This window comes from Pseudoalteromonas luteoviolacea NCIMB 1942 (genome assembly GCF_001625595.1).
GTDB classification, from domain to species: domain Bacteria; phylum Pseudomonadota; class Gammaproteobacteria; order Enterobacterales; family Alteromonadaceae; genus Pseudoalteromonas; species Pseudoalteromonas luteoviolacea_A.
Genome location: NZ_AUXT01000216.1, coordinates 111,936 through 123,602 on the forward strand (window position 1 = coordinate 111,936; position 11,667 = coordinate 123,602).

The 11,667-nt window shown below is 43.4% G+C and carries 11 protein-coding genes and 1 pseudogene; 6 read left to right on the plus strand and 6 right to left on the minus strand.

Annotation, left to right across the window (positions count from 1 at the left end; genetic code table 11):
* Positions 1-42: 42 nt before the first annotated feature.
* Positions 43-1,983 carry an acetate--CoA ligase gene (acs, locus tag N482_RS22910; RefSeq protein WP_063379253.1) on the minus strand — a complete coding sequence of 647 codons (1,941 nt, stop codon included), beginning with the start codon at positions 1,981-1,983 and terminating at the stop codon, positions 43-45.
* A 367-nt stretch (positions 1,984-2,350) separates the two neighbouring features.
* Between acs and N482_RS22915 the strand changes: the two genes are divergently transcribed.
* On the plus strand, positions 2,351-3,514 hold the full coding sequence (locus N482_RS22915) for a DcaP family trimeric outer membrane transporter (protein ID WP_063379254.1): 1,164 nt from the start codon (positions 2,351-2,353) through the stop codon (positions 3,512-3,514).
* Between the two features lie 35 nt (positions 3,515-3,549).
* Here the strand turns inward: N482_RS22915 and gpsA are convergent, their stop codons facing one another.
* From gpsA to N482_RS22935, 4 genes are all read right to left on the minus strand, one after another.
* On the minus strand, positions 3,550-4,557 hold the full coding sequence (gene gpsA, locus N482_RS22920; protein ID WP_063379255.1) for an NAD(P)H-dependent glycerol-3-phosphate dehydrogenase: 1,008 nt from the start codon (positions 4,555-4,557) through the stop codon (positions 3,550-3,552).
* A gap of 3 nt (positions 4,558-4,560) precedes the next feature.
* On the minus strand, positions 4,561-5,043 hold the full coding sequence (gene secB / locus N482_RS22925) for a protein-export chaperone SecB (protein ID WP_063379256.1): 483 nt from the start codon (positions 5,041-5,043) through the stop codon (positions 4,561-4,563).
* Between the two features lie 89 nt (positions 5,044-5,132).
* Positions 5,133-5,390 carry a glutaredoxin 3 gene (grxC, locus tag N482_RS22930; RefSeq protein WP_063379257.1) on the minus strand — a complete coding sequence of 86 codons (258 nt, stop codon included), beginning with the start codon at positions 5,388-5,390 and terminating at the stop codon, positions 5,133-5,135.
* Between the two features lie 12 nt (positions 5,391-5,402).
* The gene (locus N482_RS22935) at positions 5,403-5,834 is read right to left on the minus strand and encodes a rhodanese-like domain-containing protein (protein WP_063379258.1); all 432 of its coding nucleotides are present in this window, start codon (positions 5,832-5,834) and stop codon (positions 5,403-5,405) included.
* Positions 5,835-6,117: 283 nt separating this feature from the next.
* Here N482_RS22935 and gpmM point away from each other — a divergent pair, with 283 nt between their 5' ends.
* The 5 genes from gpmM (at position 6,118) to N482_RS22960 (ending at position 11,468) form a co-directional block, all read left to right on the plus strand.
* The gene (gene gpmM / locus N482_RS22940) at positions 6,118-7,662 is read left to right on the plus strand and encodes a 2,3-bisphosphoglycerate-independent phosphoglycerate mutase (RefSeq protein WP_063379259.1); all 1,545 of its coding nucleotides are present in this window, start codon (positions 6,118-6,120) and stop codon (positions 7,660-7,662) included.
* A 1-nt stretch (position 7,663) separates the two neighbouring features.
* Positions 7,664-8,809 (plus strand): murein hydrolase activator EnvC family protein, encoded by a 1,146-nt coding sequence (locus N482_RS22945; RefSeq protein ID WP_063379260.1) that lies wholly within the window; start codon positions 7,664-7,666, stop codon positions 8,807-8,809.
* A 38-nt stretch (positions 8,810-8,847) separates the two neighbouring features.
* Positions 8,848-10,071, plus strand: coding sequence for a S41 family peptidase (locus N482_RS22950; protein ID WP_155730687.1), 1,224 nt, complete (start codon positions 8,848-8,850; stop codon positions 10,069-10,071).
* A 158-nt stretch (positions 10,072-10,229) separates the two neighbouring features.
* Positions 10,230-10,952: a divergent polysaccharide deacetylase family protein gene (locus N482_RS22955; protein ID WP_063379261.1), complete on the plus strand. Its 723-nt coding sequence runs from the start codon at positions 10,230-10,232 to the stop codon at positions 10,950-10,952.
* Positions 10,953-11,048: 96 nt separating this feature from the next.
* On the plus strand, positions 11,049-11,468 hold the full coding sequence (locus tag N482_RS22960; RefSeq protein ID WP_063379262.1) for an HPP family protein: 420 nt from the start codon (positions 11,049-11,051) through the stop codon (positions 11,466-11,468).
* A gap of 40 nt (positions 11,469-11,508) precedes the next feature.
* Here the strand turns inward: N482_RS22960 and N482_RS25060 are convergent.
* Positions 11,509-11,667, minus strand: a pseudogene (locus N482_RS25060) (IS4 family transposase); the annotation flags it as partial.

Here is an 11,667-nt window from a genome sequence, read left to right on the forward strand (position 1 = left end):
GTACGTTTAGAATTCGCTTAATTTCAAGTTTTTAACGCTCAATTAACGGTTCAAACGATTTTCAATCAACTCGTCCACTACACTTGGATCCGCCAAAGTAGAGGTATCTCCTAACTGTTGGTACTCATTCGCGGCAATTTTACGTAAAATACGGCGCATAATTTTACCAGAGCGTGTTTTTGGTAAACCTGGTGACCACTGGATCATATCCGGCGACGCAATTGGGCTTAACTCTTTTCTCACCCAGCTACGAACTTCTTTCGTTAGCTCGTCAGTTACCACTACGCCTTCGTTTGGTGTGACGTAAACATAAATACCTTGACCCTTGATGTCATGGGGATAACCCACTACTGCTGCTTCTGCAACGGCTTCATGCGCAACCAACGCACTTTCTATTTCAGCAGTGCCAAGTCTGTGACCAGATACATTTAATACGTCGTCTACACGTCCTGTTATCCAATAATACTCATCTTCATCACGGCGACAGCCATCACCTGTAAAGTAAACACCGGGGTATGCAGAGAAGTAAGTTTGCTCGAAACGTTCATGATCACCATATACGGTACGTGCTTGTGAAGGCCAACTATCTAAAATGACTAAGTTGCCTTCTGTTGCACCTTCTAGTGTATTGCCTTCGGCATCAAACAACGCTGGCGCGATGCCAAAAAATGGACGTGTTGCAGAACCTGGTTTCATATCAATTGCACCAGGTAGTGGCGTGATCATAATGCCACCCGTTTCTGTTTGCCACCAAGTGTCAACAATTGGGCAAGCGCTATTACCAATTTGCTCGTAGTACCATGCCCATGCTTCAGGGTTAATCGGCTCACCTACCGAGCCCATAATACGTAGGCTAGTCCGTTTAGAGCTTGCCGTAGGTTCGTCACCCTTCGCCATTAAGGCACGAATAGCCGTTGGTGCAGTATATAAGATTGTCACTTGGTGCTTATCGACTACTTCGCCAATACGACCTGAACTTGGGTAAGTTGGTACCCCTTCAAAAATAACCTGCGTACAGCCGTTAACTAATGGGCCGTATGCCATATAACTGTGGCCTGTGATCCAACCCACATCAGCTGTACACCAAAATACGTCATCATCTTTTAGGTCAAATACATACTCATGAGTCATGGATGCATACACTAAATAGCCACCCGTCGTGTGTACAACGCCTTTAGGCTGTCCTGTTGAACCTGATGTATAAAGAATAAAGAGCGGGTCTTCTGCATTCATTGGTTCTGGCGCGCACTCAGCAGGTACATCTGCTGTTAACTCATGCCACCATAGATCATGACTATTCCATTCCACTTCACCACCGGTCAGCTGGTGCACGATAACATGTTCAATAGTTGTAACAGAGTCCTGTGCCACGGCTTCATCTACGTTTGCTTTGAGAGGAACCGTGTTACCACCGCGGCGGCCTTCATCAGAAGTGATCACAACTTTCGCGCCCGAATCTTTGATTCTGTCAGCGATTGCCGATGGTGAAAAACCACCAAAAACAACGGAGTGAATAGCACCAATACGTGCACACGCTTGCATTGCGTAAATAGCTTGCGGTGTCATCGGCATATAAATTGCGACTCGGTCACCTTTTTCAACGCCCAGCTTTTTTAAGCCATTTGCAAGCTTGGCCACTTCATCATGTAATGCTTGAAATGTAATATTTTCGCTTTGGTTAGGGTTATCACCTTCCCAAATCATTGCCACTTTGTCGGCATTTTTTTCAAGATGGCGATCAATACAGTTATAGGAAGCATTAAGGACACCGTCTTCAAACCATTTGATGCTGATATGGCCTTTGTCAAAAGACGTGTTTTTTACCTTGTCATACGGTGTGAACCAGTCGAGGCGTTTACCGTGTTCAGCCCAAAACTCCTCAGGATCATCAATAGACTGCTTGTATAGTGATTGATATTGTTCGTTATCTACCAGTGCAGCCTTTTTGATCGCTTCAGGTACCGGATAAACACTCTGTGACATACTTATCTCCATATTAATTACTTGCCTTACGGCTTCACTCAAGGATCACTTACAACTACGCGATTAAGTATTAGACCTTAGTTGTAATTGTTGCTCTAACTTTACTCAATCCGCTGAGTATTAACTATAAATTAACTAGAAACAGCATACTGATTCTTTCGAAGTAAAGCTAGAAAGGGGCCAAAGCAACCAAGATTGAAGTGTAATTATTTATTGCCAAAGGCTTTTTCAAATATGCAAACCGCTATTCAACCTTAGTCTTATAGACCAAAAGGTAATTGAGTAAATAACAACCATCATCAAAAGTGAATGATGAAATAATTTCTCTGCGATGCAACTGAGATGGCAGTTATACAGGAACAACATTATGACAACTAAAATTAATATGAAAAAAAACCTCGCAGCTATGGCTGTAACTTCTGTGCTTTGTGGTCAGGCATTCGCTGCCAACATCGGAAATACCGAAGTCAGTTACGGCGGGTATATTAAACTCGATGCGATATGGAGTGACTTTTCCGATGGCACACTCGGGTCACAACATATCGGCCGTGACTTTTATGTACCTGGCACCACGCCCGTCACCCCTAGTACGGGAGAAGATGCCGTCTTTGATATGCATGCGCGTCAGTCTAGATTCAATTTTGGCACGGCCTCTAAGCTTGATGATGGCAGTACAATTAAAACAAAAATTGAGTTAGATTTTATCGCTTCAGTCGGTGGCAACGAACGTGTGAGTAATTCATATTCGCCACGTATCAGGCAAGCCTTTGTAACCTATAAGGGATGGCTATTTGGTCAAGCATGGTCAAACTTCCAGAATGTTGGCGCGCTACCTGAAACGCTCGATTTTGTCGGCCCAGCGGAAGGCACCGTATTCGTTAGGCAGGCCATGGCAAAGTACACTATTGGTAATTGGTCTTTCTCAGCAGAAAACCCAGAAAGTACAGTCACGACAGCTGGTGGGGCTCGCACCGTTACAGATGACGCACAGATGCCAGATTTTACCGCGAGATATAATTACAAAGCTGATTGGGGCCATTTAACCGTCGCCGCACTTGGCCGCCAACTAACTTATAAAATTGGCGCTGCGGATGAATCTGAAACTTCTTTTGGTATAAGTGCTTCTGGTCGTGTCAATTTTGATAAGAACAACTTCAAATTTATGATCACCCATGGTCAGGGGCTAGGTCGGTACGTTGGACTAAACGTCGCAAATGGTGGGGTCTATGATGGTAATGAATTGCATGCAATAGACTCGACCTCCGGCTTTGTTGCCTACCAACACTTTTGGAATGATCAGTGGCGTTCTACCTTCTTATATTCATTCTTTAGCGCAGATAATGACAGCACACTATCAGCCGTAGCAGGCGACCCTACCGAGTCGACGATGAGCTATAGTGCTAATATTTTGTATTCGCCAGTCAAAAAGCTGACCTTTGGCGCAGAATACAAAATGGCTAATCGAGAAACCGAAAGTGGTGCTGACGGAGATTTAAATAGACTTCAGCTCTCAGTGAAATACGCCTTTTAAACAGAGACAAAAAAACCACCTTACGGTGGTTTTTACTATTCAGCTTTTTGTTCTCGACCTAACAGCGCCATTGCAGCTTCTTTAACATCTTTATTTTCATACAGAACTTGGTATATCTGATCTGTAATAGGCATTTCTATACCGCAGCGCTTAGCCAACAAGTAAACTTCTTTGGTATTGCGAAAACCTTCAACAACCTGCCCGATACTCTCCATCGCATCTTCTACAGTTTGACCTTGACCCAAAGCTAAGCCAAATCGTCTGTTTCTTGATTGGTTGTCTGTACAGGTTAAAATCAAATCGCCAAGACCTGCCATACCCATAAAAGTTTCAGTCCGAGCACCCAGTGCACAACCTAAACGACATAACTCAGCTAAGCCACGAGTAATTAACATAGTGCGGGTATTTGCACCAAAGCCGAACCCATCAGACATGCCTGCACCAATCGCAATCACGTTTTTAACTGCACCGCCAAGTTGAATGCCTATAAAGTCATCATTACTGTACACTCTAAATGAGCGACTACAATGGAGTAAGCTGGCAAGCTCAGAACGAAGTGCTTCATCTCTTGCAGACACAGAAATAGCAGTAGGTAATCCTGCTGCCATTTCTTTAGCAAAAGTAGGTCCTGACAAAACAGCCAAAGGCACAGCTTCACCAACGACTTCTTTGGCAACTTCTTCCAGCAAGCGCCCCGTATCAGGTTCTAACCCTTTCGTTGCCCAGGCGATCCGCGCACCATCTTGTAAATATGGCTGGATTTGTTTAAGCGTTTCGGCAAAGGCGTGGCTCGGAACCACAACCAATATAGTCTGGCTTGCTTTAACTGCGGACTCTAAATCCGCTTCCAGCTCCAAAGATTCTGGGAAGGTGATGTCTGGGAGATAGCGTTTGTTTTGACGCTCAGATGCCAATGTCTCAACATCAGCTTGATTACGCCCCCATAATGTAACTCGGTGACCGTTACGAGCAAAACAAATAGCAAGGGCGGTGCCATACGACCCCGCCCCTAATACGGTCACAGCAGACTGTGATGTATTCATAAATTATGCGTCAGCTGTTTGCTCTTGTGATGCACGCTGCTGCATGTACTGTGCAAATAGCGCGTCAAAATTAACAGGAGCTAGATTCAATTGTGGGAAAGTACCACGGTTAACTAAGTTCGCAACAGCTTCACGCGCATATGGGAATAGAATGTTCGGACAGAACGCACCTAGCATATGTGCAAGTTGGATCTCTTCAAGCTCACCAACAGAGAAAATACCAGCTTGCTGGATTTCACATAGGAAAGCCGTTTCTTCACCGACAGTAGCCGTAACTGTTAATGCCAAAACAACTTCAAATACGCCTTCGTCTAACTTCGCAGAGCGAGTATCCATGTCTAGCTTAACTTCAGGCGTCCACTCTTTTTGGAAGATAGTTGGAGAATTAGGTGTCTCGAACGATACGTCCTTCACGTAGATACGTTGGATGTTAAATTGTGGGCCTTCTTGTTGTTCTGCTGCCGCGTTTTGATTTTGTTCAGTCATTATTATTCCTATAAATTTTGTTTAATCAGCATCTATGGCGTAAAAGAATAAGCATAAGCTAGACGCTGGTAATGCTTTATTTTACTCAATTAATTCAGTAAAGATGCCAGTTTGCCTTGAGCTTCCAGCGCCATCATATCATCACAACCACCAATGTGTTGCCCATTGATAAAAATTTGTGGCACTGTGTGGCTACCGTTCGCTTTTTCGATCATTTCTTCGCGTAATTCTGGCTTCACACCGATATCGTACTCAGTGTATGTTACGCCTTTGCTATCGAGTAAAGCTTTAGCACGATGACAAAAAGGGCAATAATCTTTCGTATAGATAGTTACATCATTGCTCATAAAACACTCCGATTACTTTCCATTAGTCGTAGGTAAACCTGCGCTTTGCCATGAACTCATGCCACCAGATAGCACATAAACCTGTTCGTAACCCTGCTGATGCATTCTTTCGGCAATGTTATTGGCAGTCATACCTGTATTACATACAAGTATAATGGGCTTAGTTTTGTACTTTTCAAGGCCACCAAAGTCATTTTGTTTGGCTTTATCAACATTCATCATTTCAGCGCCAGCAATACGACCTGCAATGAAGTCCTTTTTGCCGCGCATATCCAATACCTGAGCATCATCTTTATTTATCAAGAGCGTTAGTTGCTGTGGGTTGATTGGGCGAATTGCTGAAAAGCGACTTTTATACCAGCTATGTACAAGCATAATTGCCAAGACGACCCAGATAATACTCAATACTGGGTGATTAGAAAAAAAAGTAATATATTGTTCCATGGACCTTGCCACTTAAATGGGAGATAAAACTTACAGTGCAGCGAGTATACTTTTTTAAGTGACTTGGTACAAACCCATCTTGTTTTTCCTACTTCAGAGATAACTTTGGTTCTCACTGGCCTTGTCTTGTCAACAGTCCTTGTATATTTTGCGCCGTATTGTAACGTGGGGTTGTTACCATAGCATTAATCAAAGTTGAACATAAATCACCAGTACAGGGCTGAATAATTACGCAAAACAAGGTATTCTATGCCCATCTATCGTGCATTTTTCAGGAGCCCAAATGACTGCGAAGAAAAAACCACTTGTACTTATGATTTTAGATGGCTGGGGATATAGAGAAGAAACACAGAGTAATGCGGTCCTCGCTGCTAATACACCTGTACTTGATGAGCTTTGGCAAACACAACCTAAAACTTTGATTTCAGGTTCTGGTTTAGATGTGGGTTTGCCTGATGGTCAAATGGGTAATTCTGAAGTTGGGCACGTGAATTTAGGCGCTGGCCGTATTGTATATCAAGATTTCACTCGCATTACCAAAGCAATCGATGATGGGGAATTTGCTCAAAATCCAACATTAGTAAAAAGTATTGATGATGCGGTCGCACAAGGCAAAGCCGTTCATTTAATGGGCCTATTAAGTCCGGGCGGTGTTCATAGTCATGAAGATCACATTGTCGCGTCAATTGAGCTGGCAGTAGAGCGCGGCGCAACAGATATTTTCTTTCATGCTTTTTTAGATGGCCGAGATACACCACCGAGAAGCGCGCAAGCTTCCATTGAGAGAATACAAGCAACCTTTGCTAAATTAGGCACGGGTAGGTTAGCAACGCTTATTGGTCGTTATTACGCTATGGACCGTGACAATCGTTGGGACCGCATTGAGCTGGCCTACGACCTAATGGTGTCTAGCGATGCTGAGTTTACATTCCCTTGTGGGGTTGAAGCACTTCAAGCCGCATATGCGCGTGACGAAAACGATGAATTTGTGAAGGCATCAACGATTGTGCCTGCTGGCCAAACTCCAGCAACCATTAACGACGGTGATGCAGTACTATTTTTAAACTTCCGCGCTGACAGAGCAAGACAAATGACACGCGCTTTTGTTGATGCTGACTTTAACGGCTTTAATAAAAAGAAAGCTCCTGCATTAAGTAGTTTCGTGATGATGACGGAATATGCAGCAGGCATTAACGCACCAACCGCATTTGCCCCTGAAAAGCTTAACAACGTGCTGGGTGAGTGGCTTGCTAAACATGACAAAACACAGCTGCGCATCTCAGAGACAGAAAAATATGCACACGTAACCTTTTTCTTCAGCGGAGGACGTGAAGACTTATTTGAAGGTGAAAAGCGTGAGCTTATTCCTTCACCTCAAGTTGCCACATATGACCTACAACCTGAAATGAACTCTGAAATGCTGACTGATAAACTTGTCGACGCCATCCATGGTGGCGAGTTTGATGTCATTATCTGTAACTACCCTAACGGTGACATGGTCGGTCACTCAGGAGTATTTGACGCAGCGGTTAAAGCTTGTGAAGCAGTTGACCATTGTATCGGTCGTGTTGTTAAGGCACTTGAAGAATGTGGTGGTGAAGCCCTTATTACCGCTGACCATGGTAATGCCGAGCAAATGCAAGATCCAAACACAGGTCAAGCACATACAGCTCACACCAGCGAACCCGTGCCATTTATATATGTTGGCCGTGATGCAGAGTCTCAAGCTAGCAAAACCTTAAGCGACGTTGCCCCTACGATGCTGCATTTACTGGGTATGGAGCAACCTGAAGAAATGACTGGTTCACCAATTATGCGCTTAAAATAATATGCTACGTGGACTTTTAACTAGCCTGACTTTAACCTGTTTATTGGCAACGCAATCAAGCGTTGCCAATGAGTCTCAAACCAAAGCTGACCTTGCTGCGGTTCAGGCGGAGCTGAAAAAAAGTCAGGCCGCCTACAATAAACAGAAAAAGTCCTTTACCTCTTTAAAAAAGAGGCTGAAGTCTTTTGAGCTAGAAATCGCTCGTAGTGCTAAAGCCTTAACCCTTACAAAACAGGGGATCAGTGAAAATAAGCAACAGCAATATGCTTTAAAAGCTGAAAGCCAACAGCTTAATCGTCGCAAAAAGAACCTCCAAAGACTCCTTGCTGCTCAGCTTAAAAGCGCATATGTAACAGGTAGTCATGACTATTCTAAGATGTTGCTAAGCCAGCAGCAGACATCTGCTTTAGAGCGTACTATCAGTTACTATGATTATTTCAATAAAGCGCGTATTAATCAGCTCGAAGATCTCAAAAAGATTTTCCTTGAACTAGAAAAAAATCAGCAAGCTCTGGAAAAAGTAAAACAACGCCTAGTTGAATTGCTTGAGCAGCAGCAAATCAGGCAAAATGAGCTGCAACTGGCACAAAACCAACGTCAAACGCACTTAAAAAACCTCAACGACAAGTTGGAACAAACACAATCTGCCATTGCTTATTTAGAAGAAAACGAAACGACGCTAAAAACAACTTTAGAATCACTCGCAGATGTTCAAACACCCAGTAGCGAAGTCTTCATCGCGAAATTAGATGGACTGCGCAGACTTAAAGGAAAACTCGCTTGGCCTCTAAAAGGCCGCTTAAGCAAGCGCTTTGGGCAAAGAAAACATGCAGGAATGAGCTGGAAAGGTGTCATGATCGCCGGTGACAATGGCGATGAGATTACCAGTGTTGCGCCTGGCCATGTTGTGTATGCCGACTGGTTAAATGGTTTTGGCTGGGTCATCGTGCTTGATCATGGCGAGGGCTTTATGAGTTTATACGGCCATGCCCAAACACTACTTAGAGATGTTGGCGACCATGTTAACCCTGGAGACCCAATCGCTTTAGTGGGTCAAAGCGGCGGACAACAAAATCCTGGACTATACTTCGAGATACGGCATAAAGGAAGCGCTGTGAATCCAGTTAAATGGTGCAGATCAAGTTAAATGAATAACCTATGCTGCCCCGTCACTAGGAGCAGCATATGAAATATTTCGCCTCTATTTCACCGCCCTCTAGCTATTGCAGTTTGGCAATAAGCGTACTTTTATTGTTGTTTGCTCTGTTTTTTAGCAATCTTCAGGCTAAACAGATCAGCCATGCGCATATGGAAGAAATCCTCTATCACATCCAAACATACTATGTGGAAGAAGTGCAATTAAACCATATCAAGCGTGATAACTTTTATGAGTTATTCGAACAGCTCGACCCATACTCTAAGTATTTAAATGAACATGAGCTAGAAACATTATTTAGTGCAACCAACGGACGTTATACAGGCCTTGGTATTGAGGTTGAGGAAATTGAGAATCGCATTGTTATTGTCGACACCTTACCAGGCTCTCCTGCTGAACAAGCGGGCATAGAGGGAGGCGACAAGCTTGTAGCTATCAATACACGCGATGTTACTGACAAAACTATCTCTGAAGTTTCCAAACTACTTCGAGAAGCAAAGCTCTCCATTATTCATCTTACCGTTGAGCGTGCAGAGGTGTTAGTCACGCTGGCGCTAAGGCGCCAAGAAATCACCCTCGAAAGTGTGTCTAGTAAACTGCTTAATGGCCATATTGGTTATCTCGCGATTTCTGCGTTTAATAATCACAGCTATCATGATGTTGCGAGGCACATCAATATGCTTTTTGCACATAGTGGCATCTCTTTGAAAGGTCTGGTCATCGATTTACGTGATAACCCAGGCGGTACACTTAATAGCGCGGTTGCTATTTCTGATTTGTTTTTACAAAGCGGTGTCATTGTCTCCACAAAAGGGCGCTTTTTTGATGCTAACCAGAAGTTTTATGCTGTTCAAGGTGACATTTTAAATGGTGCGCCAATTTTAGTACTTATCAATAAACAGTCCGCCTCAGCAGCTGAAATTTTGGCCGGTGCGCTTCAAGATAACAAACGCGCCTTGATACTGGGTCAAGAGTCATTTGGTAAGGGCTCTGTTCAGTCTTTGATCCCGATTGGCAATGGCACCAGCGCACTCAAACTTACTACCGCACGGTATTACACCCCTTCAGGCCAATCTATTGAAGGAACTGGCATACAGCCCGACGTGGAATACAGTAACAATACCTTATCGATGCTGAATAAAGCGGCTATAATGACAAACGAAGAGGCAAATAGCGACCTCTATACTCGGCTTTCACTGCATTGGAAAGCCGCTAAAAAGTTGGTGGTAAAGCAACAACCTGTGATTAATTAATACGCATACAGGCGCTTTTGTCAGAACAAAAAACATGCTAGGTTAGATGATAAAAGCGTCAGTTCGATATCGCTGACAAACTATAAATATAAAATAATTAAATAAACGTGATTCACCTTGTGCGCAATAAAATTAGATTAATAGCATTGCTGTGCCTGATGCCAGTTGCTTGTTATGCAAAGCAAATTGCAATTATCATCGATGATATTGGCAACCATCAGCGTGACCTCGCGTTTTTGTCGCTACCTGGTCAGTTGACCTATGCTGTTTTACCTCATACCCCTTTTTCTCAGCATTTCGCTTATCATGCAGCCAAACAAAACAAAGAGATTATCTTACATATTCCTATGCAAGCCTTGAATGGCAAAGCTTTGGGGCCTGGGGCTCTGACCCTTGATATGCCTAAATGGCAACTTCAACGAACTTTGGGGCATGCTCTGGCAAGCCTACCCCATGTAAAAGGCGTTAATAATCACATGGGCTCCGCCCTCACTCAATACGATGAGCCAATGAAGTGGACAATGGAAGTACTTAAAAAGCGCTCTCTGTACTTTTTAGACAGCCGAACAACACCTTATAGCCAAGCGCAAAAGATGGCGAATTTGTATGGTGTGGATAATATCGCGAGGCATGTATTCTTAGACAATGAACTACAATTTGAACAGCTTCAATCTCAGTTAGTGGCACTGAAAGCCATTGCTCAAGATCAAGGCTATGCAATTGGCATCGCCCACCCTTACCCCGAGACCCAACAGTTTTTATTGCAAGCATTACAAGACTTAGCAGCAGAAGGGTTTGAGCTTGTTCCCCTTTCAACGCTCTTGGAAAGCAAACATATACGGCTGGTCGCATTGCAACAAACCAAGAGTAAAAAGCAATAGTGTCCGCACAGTTCTTTTTACTTTATTGATCTAGACATGGGTAAATGCCCTCACTTTCAGTTATACCTAAAGAAGATTAATTAACAGGAAAATACTATGCTGCACACAGTTGAGCAACTTATGACCGCTGATCCTCTTGCAGTTAAAGAGTCACACACGTTACACGATGCACACAATCTGATGCGTGAAAAAAATATACGCCATATCCCTGTGATTGATGATGATGGTCACTTAATCGGTATGCTGACTCAAAAAATCATGATAGCGAAAGTCATGAACATACTCGCTACATATGGGACCTTGGGATTAGAAAGAAAAGAAAAACAAGAGAAAGTCGTTGATGTTATGACGCAAGATTTTGCCAGCGTTACACCCGACCAAAGTTTACATGAAGTCGTCAAATTTTTTGTCGAGAATCGCCACGGCTGTATGCCCGTTGTCGATAGTAACGGTAAATTGTTGGGTATATTAACTTCTTCTGATTTCGTTCGCTTGACAGCCGCATTATTGTCTTAGCCGCAAAAGTAAAAAAGCCTCTTAATTAGCTGTCTCTTGATCACAAGCCTGATTCAAGAGACTTAGCTAAATCGTAGCCTTCAAGGATGGCTTGTAATTTAAGCCATCCTTGCCATAACACTTTGACAGATAACAGTTGTTCACAACTTGGTGAGTCTAGCTGCTCATTGGCAAACTCCAGTTGCAATATTCGTGTGGC

What these genes read in the sequence shown, in the direction of transcription:
- secB (WP_063379256.1), bottom strand. Translation starts at nt 5,043, where the DNA reads ATGACTGAACAAAATCAAAACGCGGCAGCAGAACAACAAGAAGGCCCA.
- gpmM (WP_063379259.1), top strand. Translation starts at nt 6,118, where the DNA reads ATGACTGCGAAGAAAAAACCACTTGTACTTATGATTTTAGATGGCTGG.
- grxC (WP_063379257.1), bottom strand. Translation starts at nt 5,390, where the DNA reads ATGAGCAATGATGTAACTATCTATACGAAAGATTATTGCCCTTTTTGT.
- N482_RS22935 (WP_063379258.1), bottom strand. Translation starts at nt 5,834, where the DNA reads ATGGAACAATATATTACTTTTTTTTCTAATCACCCAGTATTGAGTATT.
- gpsA (WP_063379255.1), bottom strand. Translation starts at nt 4,557, where the DNA reads ATGAATACATCACAGTCTGCTGTGACCGTATTAGGGGCGGGGTCGTAT.
- acs (WP_063379253.1), bottom strand. Translation starts at nt 1,983, where the DNA reads ATGTCACAGAGTGTTTATCCGGTACCTGAAGCGATCAAAAAGGCTGCA.
- N482_RS22955 (WP_063379261.1), top strand. Translation starts at nt 10,230, where the DNA reads ATGCCAGTTGCTTGTTATGCAAAGCAAATTGCAATTATCATCGATGAT.
- N482_RS22960 (WP_063379262.1), top strand. Translation starts at nt 11,049, where the DNA reads ATGCTGCACACAGTTGAGCAACTTATGACCGCTGATCCTCTTGCAGTT.
- N482_RS22950 (WP_155730687.1), top strand. Translation starts at nt 8,848, where the DNA reads ATGAAATATTTCGCCTCTATTTCACCGCCCTCTAGCTATTGCAGTTTG.
- N482_RS22915 (WP_063379254.1), top strand. Translation starts at nt 2,351, where the DNA reads ATGACAACTAAAATTAATATGAAAAAAAACCTCGCAGCTATGGCTGTA.
- N482_RS22945 (WP_063379260.1), top strand. Translation starts at nt 7,664, where the DNA reads ATGCTACGTGGACTTTTAACTAGCCTGACTTTAACCTGTTTATTGGCA.